The 15152-nt window shown below is 60.8% G+C and carries 18 protein-coding genes; 8 read left to right on the forward strand and 10 right to left on the reverse strand.

All coding sequences use genetic code 11. The annotated features are described in order from the left end of the window. The first annotated feature begins 136 nt into the window (after nt 1-136). Together M1E04_RS18635 and M1E04_RS18640 are read left to right on the forward strand one after the other, a co-directional pair. Entirely contained in the window at nt 137-982 is an 846-nt protein-coding gene (locus M1E04_RS18635; protein ID WP_074890636.1) for an AAA family ATPase, read from the forward strand. Nucleotides 983-1028: 46 nt separating this feature from the next. Continuing rightward, on the forward strand, nt 1029-2207 hold the full coding sequence (locus tag M1E04_RS18640) for a vWA domain-containing protein (RefSeq protein ID WP_122537461.1): 1179 nt from the start codon (nt 1029-1031) through the stop codon (nt 2205-2207). A 351-nt stretch (nt 2208-2558) separates the two neighbouring features. Here M1E04_RS18640 and M1E04_RS18645 read toward each other — a convergent pair whose 3' ends face one another. The 7 genes from M1E04_RS18645 to M1E04_RS18675 all read right to left on the reverse strand — a co-directional run bounded on the left by M1E04_RS18645 (nt 2559) and on the right by M1E04_RS18675 (nt 7817). Further along, on the reverse strand, nt 2559-3134 hold the full coding sequence (locus tag M1E04_RS18645) for a hypothetical protein (RefSeq protein WP_456291852.1): 576 nt from the start codon (nt 3132-3134) through the stop codon (nt 2559-2561). Nucleotides 3135-3254: 120 nt separating this feature from the next. Next, nucleotides 3255-4169 (reverse strand): 5-oxoprolinase subunit C family protein, encoded by a 915-nt coding sequence (locus M1E04_RS18650; protein ID WP_456291853.1) that lies wholly within the window; start codon nt 4167-4169, stop codon nt 3255-3257. After that, a complete protein-coding gene (locus M1E04_RS18655) occupies nt 4166-4870 on the reverse strand; it encodes a 5-oxoprolinase subunit B family protein (RefSeq protein WP_192132064.1) in 705 nt (234 codons plus the stop codon). The genes M1E04_RS18650 and M1E04_RS18655 overlap by 4 nt, the downstream gene beginning before the upstream one ends. After that, a complete protein-coding gene (locus M1E04_RS18660; RefSeq protein ID WP_456291854.1) occupies nt 4867-5631 on the reverse strand; it encodes a 5-oxoprolinase subunit PxpA in 765 nt (254 codons plus the stop codon). Before M1E04_RS18660 ends, M1E04_RS18655 begins: the two co-directional genes overlap by 4 nt. A 319-nt stretch (nt 5632-5950) precedes the next feature. Continuing rightward, a complete protein-coding gene (locus M1E04_RS18665) occupies nt 5951-6475 on the reverse strand; it encodes a DUF2937 family protein (RefSeq protein WP_192132068.1) in 525 nt (174 codons plus the stop codon). Between the two features lie 13 nt (nt 6476-6488). After that, entirely contained in the window at nt 6489-7262 is a 774-nt protein-coding gene (locus tag M1E04_RS18670; protein WP_065986787.1) for a class II glutamine amidotransferase, read from the reverse strand. A gap of 51 nt (nt 7263-7313) precedes the next feature. Further along, complete coding sequence (locus tag M1E04_RS18675) at nt 7314-7817, reverse strand: MFS transporter (protein ID WP_410928044.1); 504 nt, start codon at nt 7815-7817, stop codon at nt 7314-7316. Nucleotides 7818-7968: 151 nt separating this feature from the next. Here M1E04_RS18675 and M1E04_RS18680 point away from each other — a divergent pair, with 151 nt between their 5' ends. Together M1E04_RS18680 and M1E04_RS18685 are read left to right on the forward strand one after the other, a co-directional pair. Further along, nucleotides 7969-10026 (forward strand): S9 family peptidase, encoded by a 2058-nt coding sequence (locus M1E04_RS18680; protein ID WP_456291855.1) that lies wholly within the window; start codon nt 7969-7971, stop codon nt 10024-10026. Between the two features lie 118 nt (nt 10027-10144). Then, nucleotides 10145-10612, forward strand: a complete 468-nt coding sequence (locus tag M1E04_RS18685) for a Crp/Fnr family transcriptional regulator (protein ID WP_369319715.1) — start codon at nt 10145-10147, stop codon at nt 10610-10612. Between the two features lie 16 nt (nt 10613-10628). Here the strand turns inward: M1E04_RS18685 and M1E04_RS18690 are convergent, their stop codons facing one another. Continuing rightward, nucleotides 10629-10916: a hypothetical protein gene (locus M1E04_RS18690; protein ID WP_065986782.1), complete on the reverse strand. Its 288-nt coding sequence runs from the start codon at nt 10914-10916 to the stop codon at nt 10629-10631. 111 nt (nt 10917-11027) lie between these two features. On the opposite strand from M1E04_RS18690, the gene M1E04_RS18695 reads away from it, so the two are divergent. The 4 genes from M1E04_RS18695 to M1E04_RS18710 all read left to right on the forward strand — a co-directional run bounded on the left by M1E04_RS18695 (nt 11028) and on the right by M1E04_RS18710 (nt 13258). Beyond that, entirely contained in the window at nt 11028-11714 is a 687-nt protein-coding gene (locus M1E04_RS18695) for a spermidine synthase (RefSeq protein ID WP_192132076.1), read from the forward strand. 70 nt (nt 11715-11784) lie between these two features. Then, the gene (locus M1E04_RS18700) at nt 11785-12156 is read left to right on the forward strand and encodes a YajD family HNH nuclease (RefSeq protein WP_065986779.1); all 372 of its coding nucleotides are present in this window, start codon (nt 11785-11787) and stop codon (nt 12154-12156) included. 156 nt (nt 12157-12312) lie between these two features. Next, nucleotides 12313-12801, forward strand: a complete 489-nt coding sequence (locus M1E04_RS18705) for an RNA methyltransferase (protein ID WP_065986778.1) — start codon at nt 12313-12315, stop codon at nt 12799-12801. Nucleotides 12802-12886: 85 nt separating this feature from the next. Next, a complete protein-coding gene (locus M1E04_RS18710) occupies nt 12887-13258 on the forward strand; it encodes a YgaP family membrane protein (RefSeq protein WP_065986777.1) in 372 nt (123 codons plus the stop codon). A gap of 62 nt (nt 13259-13320) precedes the next feature. Here the strand turns inward: M1E04_RS18710 and M1E04_RS18715 are convergent, their stop codons facing one another. Both M1E04_RS18715 and M1E04_RS18720 read right to left on the reverse strand, forming a co-directional pair. Continuing rightward, nucleotides 13321-13770, reverse strand: coding sequence for a YcgN family cysteine cluster protein (locus M1E04_RS18715; RefSeq protein WP_065986776.1), 450 nt, complete (start codon nt 13768-13770; stop codon nt 13321-13323). Nucleotides 13771-14123: 353 nt separating this feature from the next. Then, nucleotides 14124-15056, reverse strand: coding sequence for a D-2-hydroxyacid dehydrogenase (locus M1E04_RS18720; protein ID WP_065986775.1), 933 nt, complete (start codon nt 15054-15056; stop codon nt 14124-14126). Nucleotides 15057-15152: the final 96 nt, after the last annotated feature.

Consider the following 15152-nt stretch of genomic DNA (forward strand, 5'->3'; position numbering starts at 1 on the left):
CGCCCCATTCAGATACTGAATAAACCGTCTGCGTTCACAGTCGCGCGGGGCGCGCGGTATAGTCGCTGCATTCTTTGCGCCCTATCTTGCGCGATTCAGGCCACGGGTCTGTCCGCCTTGTTCGAGGATTTTCCCGATGAAATTCGAAGGCACCCACGCCTACGTCGCCACCGACGATCTGAAGCTTGCGGTCAACGCAGCCATCACCCTGGAGCGCCCGCTGCTGGTCAAGGGCGAGCCCGGGACCGGCAAGACCATGCTCGCCGAGCAACTGGCCGAATCCTTCGGCGCCCGGCTGATCACCTGGCACATCAAGTCGACCACCAAGGCCCATCAGGGCCTCTATGAGTACGACGCGGTCAGCCGCCTGCGCGACTCGCAGCTGGGCGTCGACAAAGTCCACGACGTGCGCAATTACCTGAAGAAGGGCAAGCTCTGGGAAGCCTTTGAATCCGAAGAGCGGGTCATTCTGCTGATCGACGAGATTGACAAGGCGGACATCGAATTCCCCAACGACTTGCTGCAAGAACTCGACAAAATGGAGTTCTACGTTTACGAGATCGACGAGACGATCAAGGCCAAAAAGCGCCCGATCATCATCATTACGTCCAACAACGAAAAAGAACTGCCGGACGCCTTCCTGCGCCGCTGCTTCTTCCACTACATCGCGTTCCCCGACCGCAGCACGCTGCAAAAGATCGTCGACGTGCATTACCCGAACATCAAGAAGGACCTGGTCAGCGAAGCCCTGGACGTGTTTTTCGACGTGCGCAAAGTCCCGGGCCTGAAGAAAAAACCTTCGACATCCGAACTGGTGGACTGGCTCAAACTGCTGATGGCCGACAACATCGGCGAAGCCGTGCTGCGCGAGCGCGACCCCACCAAAGCCATTCCGCCGCTGGCCGGTGCCCTGGTCAAGAACGAGCAGGACGTGCATTTGCTTGAACGCCTGGCGTTCATGAGCCGTCGCGGCAATCGCTGAGCCTTTTCTGGTCAAGCTTATTTAGATCAAGGGCGGGACGCCGACTATGTTGCTCAACCTGTTCAACGAAATGCGTGCGGCCAAAGTGCCGGTTTCGTTGCGTGAACTGCTCGACCTCATCAACGCGCTGAAGCAGCGCGTGACGTTCGCTGACATGGACGAGTTCTACTACCTGTCGCGCACGATTCTGGTGAAGGACGAGCGCCATTTCGACAAGTTCGACCGGGCGTTTGGCGCGTATTTCAATGGCCTGGAAAAGCTCGACGATCACTTGCAGGCGCTGATCCCCGAGGACTGGCTGCGCAAGGAGTTCGAGCGTTCGCTGACCGCTGAAGAGCGCGCGCAGATCCAGTCGCTGGGTGGCTTGGACAAGCTGATCGAAGAATTCAAGAAGCGTCTGGAAGAGCAAAAGGAGCGCCACGCCGGCGGCAATAAATGGATCGGCACCGGCGGCACCAGCCCGTTCGGCTCAGGCGGTTACAACCCCGAGGGGATTCGGGTGGGCGACGCCGGCCAGCGTCAGGGCAAGGCCGCGAAGGTTTGGGATCAACGCGAGTACAAGAACCTCGACGACGGGGTTGAACTGGGCACGCGCAACATCAAAGTGGCGCTGCGGCGTCTGCGCAAATTCGCGCGCCAGGGTGCGGCGGACGAACTGGACATCGACGGCACCATCGATCACACCGCCCGTGACGCCGGCCTGCTGAACATCCAGATGCGCCCGGAACGTCGCAACACCATCAAGCTGTTGCTGCTGTTCGACATCGGCGGCTCGATGGACGCCCACGTGAAGATCTGCGAGGAACTGTTCTCGGCCTGCAAGACCGAGTTCAAGCACATGGAGTATTTCTACTTCCATAACTTCGTTTACGAGTCGGTGTGGAAGAACAACCAGCGCCGCACCTCCGAGCGCACCGCTACTCAGGACCTGCTGCATAAATACGGCGCCGACTACAAAGTGATCTTCATCGGCGACGCCGCCATGGCGCCCTACGAAATCACCCAGCCGGGCGGCAGCGTCGAGCACTGGAACGAGGAAGCGGGCTACGTCTGGATGCAGCGGTTCATGGCCAAGTTCAAGAAGATCATCTGGATCAATCCGTACCCCAAAGATGCCTGGGCCTACACCACCTCCACCAACATCGTGCGGGACTTGATCGAAGACCAGATGTACCCGCTGACGCTGCGGGGGTTGGAAGAAGGGATGCGGTATTTGGCGAAGTGATGTTGTGGGCTGACCTGGCCCATCAGTCCTGAAGCGTAGCAGTCGAGGGCCGACCTTTACGCGATAGGTCGGCCCTCATGAAGCTAGGCATTCCACGCGCGTTATAAGCGCCCGCATAGTGGAGTACATAGACATGCCACGCTGTGTTGGCCGTCATGCGACCCCTCCATTTGTAGGATCCGATCGCTACAAATGGAGGGTCAACTACAACTCGGGGCACTGGCACGTCTCCGTCAGGGGTAACCCTGACACTGGCATCAGTCCGGTTTCAATTACTCAAATCTGCGATATAAATATCGTCAACTAGTGAATAAAAGGCTAACCGCACGACCCACGCGGTTAGCCGCTCCCTCACTTGGAACTGGCGAAATGCCGTGCGTATCTAGCTGATAATCCTTCTACCGTCTGACCCACAACTCCCGCCAGGAGCCACACATACCCTTTGGCTGCGTTCTTGAATCCCGAATGATTATTCAATAGATCGAAAAGTTTTTTCTCATCATTCACACCCAATAAACCTGAAACCATCAGCGGCTTAATCGTGCCTTTCTCATCAACTGAAAATTTCAATTGGCTTAACAACTCTGTTTCAACTCCGACCACCGTAGCTTTCACGTCCTGCCATATATTATCCATTTGATCCGCGAGACCCTCCGCAGCGGTTATCCGTGCATTCAACTTTACCCGCTCGTAGAAGTCGCGCGGGCTCAATGTGCGGAAGGATACAGACCCGTCCTCGTACGACTGGAGATCATGATCCAACATGGCCTCGTGATAGACATAATCAGGTTCGGGTTCACTTAGGACCATCTCGCACTCCTGGGCGGTAGCCGCATCAACGTCGCCGTTTCTTCTAGCCTTCTCGTACGCGATCGCTACTGCTTGTCGATAGGAATGGTTCTGGTCGACGATTAGGTCAAGGTTCATTGTCGCTCCTCATAGCGGGGGTATGAGGTACGTAACGGCCAGCATAAAAAATGACCGACCTGAGAATACTGAATGACGATTCCGATGAGCCTGTACGAAACAGACCACACAGGGTCAACTTCAAAACCGCTTCGTATATTCCACCTGCTCCCGATGCGCCACGTCCTGCACCACTGCCCTCATCCGCACCACACTCCCCGGCAGTTTCTGCGCCAGCCGCGCCAGTGACAACGGCGTCAGCGCGCCGAGCCTTGGATAGCCGCCGATGGTCTGACGGTCGTTGAGCAGGACGATCGGCTGACCATCCGGCGGGACCTGGATGGCGCCGAGCGGGATGCCTTCGGAGATCATCGGTTTGCCCTGATAAACCAGCTCCGGCCCCAGCAGGCGCATGCCCATGCGGTCGGCGCGGCTGTCGAGGGTCCAGTCGCTATTGAACGCATCGAACAGGCTCAAGCCGCTGAACTGGCCGATCTGTGCACCGAGAACGACATCCAGCGGACGCTGTTCGGAAAAGTCGGGAATGAGGTGATCGGGCAGCGCGTGAAGCTCAAATGACGCCCCTGCATAAGTCAGTTGATCGCCTTCAGCCAGCGCTTTGCCGCTTCCTTCGAGCCCGCCCAGCCCTTCGCGTGTGACGGTGGAGCAGCTGCCGAGCACATCGAGCGCCGCAAATCCGCCGGGCGCCGCGAGGTAGGCGCGGGCACCGTTGATGGGCCGGGTAAAACGTAGCTGCTGGCCTTTGCGCACAAAGAAGCTGCGCCACGGCGCCATCGGACGATCGTCGAGCATCGCGCCCAGATCCGCACCCGCCAGGGCCAGACAGCAGTCGGCCTCGGCTACCAGCGTCAGGCCGCCCAATGTCACTTCGACGACGGCAGCGTCCAGCGCGTTATTCAGTAGCTTGTTGGCCCACGACATCGACACCCAGTCCAGCGCCCCACCCTGGGTGACGCCGAGGTGTCTTACGCCAAACCGTCCCGCGTCCTGCAACAGGCACAGCGGCGTGCTGCTTTTAACCGTCAACGCGCTCATGCCAGGCCCTCCAGCGGCGTGTCGTCGCCGCCCAGACGCATGAACTCGGCGTGATCAACGGCGGCAAAACGCACGGTGTCGCCAGGCTGCATCAGGCTGTAGCCGTCGATTTCGCGATCAAACAGTTTGGCCGGGGTGCGCCCGAGGATGTTCCAGCCGCCGGGCGACTCCAGTGGATAGGCCGCCGTTTGCCGTTCGGCGATGCCGACACTTCCCGCGGCAACGCGCTTGCGGGGTGTCTTGATGCGCGGCGCGGCGAGGATTTCTTCCACCAGCCCCATGAACCCGAACCCCGGCGCGAAGCCCAGGGCGAAGACCTGATACTCGCGCTGGCTGTGGCGGCTAATCACTTCTTCCACCGACAGCCCGCTGCGCCTGGACAACAGGCTCAACTCGGGCCCGACGCTGAGGTCGTACCAGACCGGCAACACATGCTGCCGACCGCCTTGGGCGGCGTCGGGTGTGAGGTCTTTCAGCGCATCGGTAATGATCGCCCGAGCCTGTGTCGGACTCAACGCCAACAGATCGTAATGCACCATCAACGTGGTGTAGGACGGCACCAGATCAATCAATTGCGCAGCAAAGCCCTCGCGCAGACGCAACGTCGCGGCGAGCATCCACGGCATGTTGGCCTCGTCGATGGCGTCGAACAGGCGGACCATCAGGCAATCGATGGCGACGACTTCGATGCGCAGGTTCACGGGGCCGACGGTCCGGCGTCAGTGCCGTTCAATGCCTGACGAATGCGCTGGACTGCGTCGATGGAGCTGGCGTTGTCGCCGTGCACGCACAAGGTGTGTGGTTGCAGCCGCAGCTCGCTGCCATCGCTGGCGATCAAGGCTTCGCCTCGGGACAAGGTCATGGCCTGAGCGATGATGACCTCGGCATCGTGATGCACCGCGCCGGGAATGTTGCGCGAGACCAGACGCCCCACATTGTCGTAGGCCCTATCGGCAAAGGCCTCGAACCACAGCGTGATGCCGAATTCATCGGCGATGGCTTGCGCCGCGGAATTGTCGCGCATGGCCAGCAGCATCAGCGGCAGTTCGGGGTTGTAACGGGCGATGGCCTCGATAACGGCGCGCAGTTGCGTCGGGTTGGCCATCATGTCGTTGTACATCGCGCCGTGGGGTTTGACGTAGCTGACGTGGCTGCCTTGAGCCTGGCAAACGCCGTCGAGCGCGCCGATCTGGTAATGCAGCAGGTCTTGGATCTCCTGCGGCGAACAGGCCATCGAGCGACGACCGAAACCCACCAGATCCTGATAAGCCGGGTGCGCGCCGATGGTGACGTTGCTGGCCAGGGCCAGCGCGACGGTCTTGCGCATGACACTCGGGTCGCCGGCGTGGAAGCCGCAGGCGATGTTGGCGCAATCGATGTAGGGCATGACATCGGCGTCCAGACCCATGGTCCATGCGCCATAGCTTTCGCCGATATCACAATTCAATAACAGGCGGCTCAAAGGCGTGACTCCTGTGCGAACGAAACGGGGAGAAGCTCGAGTGTACGCGCGGGGTTGTCAGGTTGGCAGCGCGGGACACGGGGCTGTGCGTTGGGGGCATTCTTTGGCGCGGATGGCCCAAGCGTCCAACTAATTAAAGCGCGGGGGGAGGATAAGAAAAAGTGAACGGTGCGAGGATCTTCACTGACTGTGAGGGCCCCTTCCCGGCTAAAGCCGGTCCCACAAGGTCCTACGAAGTACCCACCACTGTAGGACCGGCTTCAGCCGGGAAGGCGTCAGTAGCATCACTGCCCAATCAAGCGGGTGCCGGCAATGAGCATCAACGCCAGTCGCGCCCCACCGGTCGCACGTGATGCCGACCCACAAACACCCAGTCAATGAACACCACAATACTTTCGATGACCAGCGAAAACAGCAACGCGCACAGCAGGCCCCAGCCGATGACTTCCGGCGACAACAGCACCTGCCAGGTGTAGCCATTCCAGGTTTCGTCGCGGATGCCGGTGTCGGCGGCGGTCAGCACATGCCAGGCGCGGGAGTACCACGGGCCTTGCAGCGCCAGCCATTCACGGTCAAGGGTCTGATTGCGGGTGAGCAGGTTGCTGATGTTGTCAGCGTCGGTGCGGAACACCGGATCATCGCTGCTGCGGTAATGCTGGATCAGGGCCTGCACGTCGCCATTGAAGAACCGCTGGGCGGTTTCGGTATAACCGCGCAGGCTTTGTTGCGCTTCCAGCATGTGCGCTTCGACGCGCTTGCTGTAATCGCTGATGAAGCCTGGAATCTGCACGCCTATCAACAGGCCTGCCGTGAACAACACCAGTCGTATATAGCTGCGCAGCATAGATCCCTCTCTTTCAGGCCGAGCCTTCGGCAACGCATTCGCCGCGGCGCCAAAGACTCCAGTGACCCGGCTCGTAGCGGTTCCAGGTCTCGTTTTCGGTAAGCGGCTCGGTGGCAATCACCGTCACCACATCGTTGGGCGTGGTTTCCGCCTGGAAATCGACGATGACGTCGACGTCTTTCAGGCGCGCCGGGCCAAACGGGGCGCGGCGGGTGATGTGCACCAGCTTGGTCGAACAGTAGCAAAACAGCCAGTCGCCATCACTGAGCAGTGCGTTGAATACGCCTTTGCTGCGGTATTCGTTGCAGGCCTCGACCAGAGTCGGCAGCAACTGCTCGATCTCGACGGGCTCGGGAAACGCCTCACGCACCCGGTTGAGCAGGTCGCAGAACGCCGCTTCACTGTCGGTATCGCCCACTGGCCGATAAAACGTGGCACCGGGGTGAAAATCCGCGAGCTGACCGTTATGGGCGAAACACCAGTTGCGCCCCCACAGTTCGCGCACAAAAGGATGGGTGTTGGACAGGCAGACCTTGCCCACGTTGGCCTGACGAATGTGGCCGATGACCACTTCGCTCTTGATGGGGTAACGCTGGACCAGTTGCGCAACTTCCGACTCGCTGCTCGCGGCAGGGTCCTGAAACAGGCGCAGGCCACGGCCTTCGTAGAAACCGATGCCCCAGCCGTCGCGGTGCGGACCGGTACGGCCACCGCGCTGCATCAGCCCGGTGAAGCTGAACACGATGTCCGTCGGTATGTTGGCACTCATGCCCAGAAGTTCACACATGCTCGGGTCTCGGTGCGTTGAAGCACGCGTCTGGGAGGATGCCGGTGATCATCACAGTTTGGGTTCGACGCGATAGCGGCCGCTCGGCGCAGGTGCTGGCGATGCCGCCGGCGACGGGCTGGCGAAGCGTCCTGCAGGCTGGTCCGCGTAAGGCTCGTCGTGTTCCTTCTGCTCGGCGGCAGCCTGTGCAGCGGCAGCTTCGGCGTGGGCCAGACGGGCTTTTTTCTTGCGCAGGAACGGCAAGCGGATCAAGGCGTAAACCAAGTAGAGGCCCAGCGCGACGGCGCCGTAAGTGGCCAGGTCGAGCACGGCGCGCCAGACGTTGTTGCCGACTTTCAGCGCCAGATCCAGCACGCTGATCGCCAGCGCCGGGGCGTATTGATCCTTGGCCGGATCGACGATGGTCGGGCAGAACAACAGCACGGCGCCGATCACGCGCAGGGGTTCGCGCAGGTAGCGCCACATCCAGCCGGTCAGCTTGAACCACACCAACAGACAGCCCAACGCGGCGAACGCGTAAAGGCCCCAGGCAATCAGATAGTCGTTGTCGGTCATGACGTCCGTGGTAAGGCAGGTAAAGAGGCGCTTATGATAACGACTTTTCACCAGCCCGGCTTCCCCGGCTTCAGTTATCGGTCCGCCGCGTGTCCAGCACCGGGCAGCGCGACCGATCCCTTTTAAATGAGCCCACGTGAGAGAGCCCAGCATGCCTTCCGCCCCACACACCTCCACCGCCCCCGTCGCCCGCAAGGCTGACGGCGCCGACCCGTACGCCTGGCTGCAAAACCGCGACACCGAGGAAGTGCTCGATTACCTCAAGGCCGAGAACGCTTGGCAGGAACAGCAGCTCGCCGACCTGCAGCCGTTGCGCGACACCTTGTTCCAGGAGATCAAGGGCCGCATCCTTGAAACCGATCTGTCCCTGCCCTCCCCTTGGGGCCCGTATCTTTATTACACCCGGACCACCGAAGGCGACGAATACGCCCGTCACTACCGCTGCCCGCGTCCGGCCGATGACTCCCAGACCCTCGACGAAAGCGCTGAAGAATTGCTGCTCGACCCAAACGAACTGGCCGGCGGTGGCTTCTTCTCCCTCGGCGCGTTCAGCATCAGCCCCGACCATCGGCGCTTGGCTTACAGCCTCGACACCAGCGGCGAGGAGGTTTATCAGCTGTACGTCAAGGAGCTGAGCAGTGGCGCGGTCAGCAGCCTGCCGTTCGAAGACTGCGACGGCAGCATGACCTGGGCCAACGACAGCCGGACGCTGTTCTTCGGCGAACTGGACGACACCCATCGCCCACACAAGCTGTATCGCCACAAGCTGGGCGAACAATCCGCCGAACTGGTGTTCAGCGAGCCCGACGGGCGCTTCTTCCTGCATTGCTATCGCAGCAGTTCGGAGCGGCAGTTGATCGTGGGGCTGGACAGTAAAACCACCAGCGAGGCCTGGGTGCTGGACGCCGCCACGCCTGAGCAGGCGTTCGTGTGCATGGCGCCGCGCAGCGAGGGCCATGAGTATTCGGTGGACCACGGGTTGATCGAGGGCGAATGGAGCTGGGTGATTCGCAGCAATCAGGACGGCATCAACTTTGCGCTGTATCACGCGGCTGAAAAGGCCGATGGCGCACCTGAGCGTGGCGACTGGCAGAACCTGATTGCCCACAGCGAGACGGTCATGCTCGACGGCTTCAGCCTCAACGCCAAAGGCCTGACCTTGAGCCTGCGCGAAGGCGGCCTGCCGATTGTCGAAGTACATCCCCAAGGCCTGCCGGCGTATCGCGTGCAACTGCCGGATGCAGCGTACAACCTGTATGTGCAGGACACCCTTGAATTTGAGAGCGACAAAATTCGTCTGCGCTATCAATCGCTGAATCGTCCGCCGCAGGTCTGGCAATTGTCGCTGGCCACCGGGGAACAGGTCGTACTCAAGGAAACGCCCGTACTGGGTGTGTTCGACGCCGATGCCTACGTCAGCCAGCGGTTGTGGGCGACGGCCGCCGACGGTACGCAAGTGCCGATCAGCCTGGTGGTCAAGCGCGAATTGGCCGGTCAGACCGTTCCGCTGTATCTGTACGGCTATGGCGCGTACGGCGAAAGCCTGGACCCTTGGTTTTCCCACGCGCGGCTGAGCCTGCTTGATCGAGGCATTGCTTTCGCCATCGCCCATGTGCGCGGCGGCGGTGAGCTGGGCGAAGCCTGGTACCGCAACGGCAAGCAGGAGCACAAGCAGAACACCTTCAGCGACTTCATCACCTGCGCCGAACACTTGATCGTGGAGAACATCACCACTGCCGAGCAATTGGTGATCAGCGGCGGCAGTGCTGGCGGCCTGTTGATTGGCGCGGTAGTGAACCAGCGTCCGGAGCTGTTCAAGGCGGCCATTGCTGAAGTTCCGTTCGTCGATGTGCTGAACACCATGCTCGACCCCGATCTGCCGCTGACCGTCACTGAATATGACGAATGGGGTAATCCGCAAGAGCCGGATGTTCACGCGCGGATCAAGGCCTACGCGCCTTATGAAAATGTCACAGCGCAGGGTTATCCGGCCATGCTGGTGATCGCGGGTTATAACGACAGTCGCGTGCAGTATTGGGAAGCGGCCAAGTGGGTGGCAAAAATGCGTGATCTAAAAACCGACGATAACCTGCTGTTGCTCAAGACCGAACTGGGTGCAGGCCACGGTGGCATGAGCGGGCGCTATCAGGGATTGCGTGACGTAGCACTCGAATACGGATTTATTCTAAAAGTGCTGAATATGGCCTGACGAAATCTGCGCGAGTGGTGTGTCACATGGCAAGCCCCGGACGCTGTAAAGTCCGGGGCTGCTCTCACGCCAGCCAGTGCTTCACGCAGTCTCCCTGAACACTCAACAAGAACTCGCCATGTCTACATTACTCAACAAAGAAATCCGCGACATGCTGATGGACTGCGGTCTGTTCATAGCCCTGACGCCTGCAGAATTCGCCGCCGCTGCGGGGTACTTCAGCATCAGCAGCATTGAAAAAGGCGACGCGATCTTCAACGAGGGCGACGCGGGCACGTTCATGTGCATCATTCATTCGGGCACGGTGTCGGTGCAGAAGCTCAACAGCGACGGCCAGCCGGTGGAGACCGCCGTACTGCGCAGCGGCAGAGCGTTTGGCGAAATGGCGGTGCTGGACGGCGAACGCCGCTCGGCCACATGCATCGCCGCATCCTCGTGCTACCTGCTGAACCTTGGCAAGGATTCGCTGGAAAAGATGCTCAACGAGGCACCGAAAGTGGCGGCGAAGATCATCCGCGCGATCGCGGTGGCCATGTCGAAGCGGCTGCGCATGATGGACGGCCAGGTGGTGACGCAGCACGATTGAGAGCGTCGAGCGTGAGTCAGGGACTGGGCTTGGCCGACGGCTGCAAGCCGGGCAATGGCTCATCGTCCTTTGGCGGACCTGGCTGGGGAATCTTCGGCAATAACGGCGGGTTGCCTTGCCCGCCTGCATGGGGAACGCCCGGCGGTGCCACTTGCGGGTACGGCGTTGGCGTCGCGGTGCCGGGCGAACCCTCGGAAGCCGCGATGGGCTCGGGTGTATTCAGAACAGGCTGCAGGCTCTCGGCAGACGCTTGCGACGCGCCGAGCACAGTGATGACAATCGTCAGTAGAATGGAGCACTTCATCGTTGGCCTCCCCTGCCAATCTTTCGCTTACCGCTCAGGCTACTCCTGCGCAACCCATCGCGCTCTGACAAATTGCGCTGCATGCGGCCCTACCCTTTTGACGAGTTATCCATGAAACGTTTTGTTCTGCTCGACACCACTCCGATCCCTGATGACGGCGGCGCCTTGTGCCTGTTCGAGTACGGCGAAGATTTTGTCATCAAGATCCAGGGCGGCGACGGCGGCCAGTTGATGAACACGCGCATGCACGGCTCCGAAGACGCCCTGGCCGAAATACCGTGCAAGAAGGTCGCTGCCCGCCTTAACCCGCGGGTGCTGATCGGCGGATTGGGCATGGGCTTCACCCTGGCGTCGGCACTCAAGCACCTGGGCAAGAACGGCGAAGTAGTAGTCGCCGAGTTGGTGCCCGGCGTGGTGGAGTGGAACCGCGGCGCGCTGGGCGAGAAATCGGGCAATCCGTTGCAGGACCCGCGCGCCAAGGTCGTGGTACAGGACGTCGCTCAAGTGCTGAAAGCCGAACCCCAGGGCTTTGACGCGATCATGCTGGACGTCGACAACGGCCCCGAAGGCCTGACGCAAAAGTCCAACAGCTGGCTGTATTCGGCCGGCGGTCTTGCGGCCTGTGCCAGCGCGCTACGCCCAAAAGGCGTGCTGGCCGTGTGGTCCGCCAGCGCCGATGCGGCCTTCAGCGACAAACTGCGCAAGGCCGGTTTCAAGGCTGAAGAGGTCAAGGTCTACGCCCACGGCAACAAGGGCACACGGCATACCATCTGGATCGCTGAAAAACTGAAGGGCTGATCGACGGGCAAAGCGCTAGACTTGCCTGCATTGCTCTCCATCGCCAACAGAACACGAAACAGGTGACGCCATGAGTTCGGCCAACACGCCAACCAATACTTCCAAACTGGACCGCATCCTCGCCGATGCCCAGCGTGATCGCGAAATGGGTTACCGCGACAAAGCCCTGCGTATGTACCCCCACGTCTGCGGCCGCTGCGCCCGGGAATTTGCCGGTAAACGCCTCAGCGAGTTGACCGTTCACCACCGCGACCACAACCATGACAACAATCCCCAGGACGGCTCCAATTGGGAGCTGCTGTGCCTGTACTGCCACGACAACGAACATTCGCGCTACACCGATCAGCAGTACTTCTCGGAAAGCTCGACCAGCAGCCCGAAAGCCGCCAAGGCCACCCACAACCCGTTCGCCGCGCTGGCTGGGTTGATGAAGAAAGACTGAGGAATGAGCTGCACGTTTTGAGCGGCAAGCGGCAAGTAAAAGCACAGCGGCGTCTGTCGGGCCACCGTTCACCGCCTCTTGCAGCTTTAAGCTTGAAACTTGCCGCTGCTTCTTTCCCCTATAATCTTGCGCTTCCTCTGATGAGCACCCTCCCCCGTGGCCAACAAACGCTATGCCTGCATCGGCTTGTTCAATCCCAAATCCCCGGAAAACGTCGGTTCGGTGATGCGCGCAGCAGGCTGCTATGGCGTGGCGTCGGTGTTCTATACCGGCAAGCGCTATGAGCGTGCGCGTGATTTCGTCACCGACACCAAGAAGATTCATCAGGACATTCCGCTGATCGGCATCGATGACCTGAGAAAGATCATCCCGCTGGGCTGCGTGCCGGTGGCCGTGGAATTGGTCGAAGGCGCACGGGCGCTGCCCGAGTACACGCACCCGGATCGCGCGATTTACATCTTCGGCCCGGAAGACGGTTCACTGGATAAGGAAATCCGCGATTGGTGCGAAGACGTGGTGTACATCCCCACGACGGGCTGCATGAACCTCGCCGCGACGGTCAACGTCGTGCTTTACGACCGCATGGCCAAAGGCATCAACACCCGCTCCGGCCCTCAGTTCGGACGGGAAACCGATCGGACCTGACGTCCGCGCGCTGACAAAACGCATTGAACAGTTTGCGCTGCTGACAGTCAGCTTTAAGGACCCTACCTTTCACGGAGAACGCATCATGAGCGACACCCCGATCATTGAACGCATCGAACGACCTTTGCACGACTACCCGGAGCAGAACGTACAGGGCTGGGAGCGTATTGGCTCGCTGGCAGGTGGTGTCCTGATGATGGGCAAGGGTCTGCGCCGCGGCGGGATCTTTGGTCTGGTGCAACTGGCAATCGGCGGTGCCGTTCTGGCCCGTGGTATTACCGGCCACTGCTCGGCCAAAGCGCTGATCGACAAAAGCCGCAGCGAGATGGACGTGGCCCGTTCGCGCATCGAAGAAGCCGGCGCCGAGCTGAGCAAGCTGAAAACCAAGGCTGAAGTGGCTGTAGAAGATGCTGTCGACACCGGCGCCGACGCGTTGAAAGGTCCGAAAGGCGTCTGATCCACGCTGCATCGCACGCAAGCTCGTGACGGCTGAACCGACAGCCCCACGAGCTTTTTGCTTTAGCCCGCACGAAAAATCAGATAATCCTCCCAGTCATCCTCCGGCACGCTGCCTTCACTGAGCATGCGGCCGGACTGAGAAATACGCTGCTTGTGCACCTGTTCCCGGTCCCCGCACACCAGGTGGTGCCAGAGCGGCAAGTCCTTGCCCTCGCTGACCAGCCGATAGCCGCAGGTGGGCGGCAACCACTTGAATTCATCAGCCTTTCCCGGCGTCAGCTGAATGCAGTCCGGGACCTGGGCGCGACGATTCGGGTAGTCAGTGCAGGCGCAGGTCTTCAGATCCAGCAGCTTGCAGGCAATGCGCGTGTAATAAACGCTGCCGTCGTCCTCGTCCTCGAGCTTTTGCAGACAGCACAAACCGCAGCCGTCACACAGCGACTCCCACTCGACTGCATCGAGCTGTTCAAGGGTTTTGCGTATCCAGAAGGGTTCTACGATGGCGGCCATGGTTCTCGCGCAAACAGCTGTGGGGCAATGAAAGGCCGCCAGTCTAGAGGCACAAGTCATTTGGGCCAAGCATTGGCGACTGTCGGTAAACGCGTTCCTCCGGCTGGACCTGCTTTGGCGGGGTAATGCGGTCCGCGAAACGCCGAGCCCGCGTCGGCCGCTGGCTGAGCTGGCGGCTGAGGGGTATTTCAGTTTGTAAGGACTGGACGCTGGGTTTTAGTGGGACCGGCTTTAGCCGGGAAGGCGTCGGGGGCCACTCCACAAAATGGATGGCGTACACACGGGCCTCTTCCCGGCTGAAGCCGGTCCCACTCATCGCTGTGTCAGCAGGACCGGTTTCAGCCGGGAAGTGCTCAATACCCCTTGGCGAAATCCACTTCGCCGCGCAATGCCTCGCCGGCGGTATAGGCCTTGAGGTTGTCCACGAACAGCTGAGTCATCGCCGGCGGCGAGGTCGGCGCCGAGCTGTGACCGGTGAGCAACAGGCCCCATGCCGTCCAGAACGGGTGACGCTGGGGCAATGGCTCCTGCCGGCAGACGTCAATGACCGCCCCCGCCAGATGCCCTTCTTTCAGCGCTTCGACCAGATCCGCATCCACCACCGCCGTGCCCCGCCCGACGTTGATGAACAACGCCGAGGGCTTGAAGCCGGCAAACAGTTTGGCGTTGTAGAGGTCCTGGGTCTGCGGCGTGTTGGGCAGCAGGTTGATGACGAAATCGACCTCGGCCACCAGACGCGGCAGGTCCTCCAGCGCAGCCACCTCAACGAACGGCGCTTCGGTCCGCGCACTCGACGCAACGCCATACAGCTCAACGCCGAACGGCACGAGGAACTGCGCCACGCAGCGGCCAATGTCGCCCGTCCCCACGATCAACGCCTTGCGTCCGGACAGGCTGCGGCCCATGCGGTTGTCCCACTTGCGCTCGACCTGACTGACCAACCGCGCCAGCACCTCACGCTCATGCACCAGCATGTAGGTCAGCACGAACTCAGCCATCACCTGACCGAAGATGCCGACGGCGCGGGTCAGTTGATAGTCGCGGTACAGCCCGTCTGCCAGCAGCGGCGTGATGCCGGCCCAGGTCGATTGCAGCCATTTCGGTTTGTGGCCCTGGCGCAGCAGATTCGCCAGCAGGTCAGGCTGACCGAGCCAGATCGGCGCCTCGGCGGCCATTTTCGACAGTTCAGCGGAGTGACCGCTGCTCAACACTTCGATTTCGGGGGCCGCCTGGCGGAGGAGTTCGGTGTAAACGGGATAATCGTGTTCGGCGATCAGAACGCGCATGGCTTCAAAACTCGAATAAACGGGGCATGCGACCGCGCAGCGTTCCGGACCGCGCTCGATTAAGCCGGTCAGGTCTGACGCATGCAACGGTCCGGT

Source organism: Pseudomonas sp. AK106, assembly GCF_053903055.1.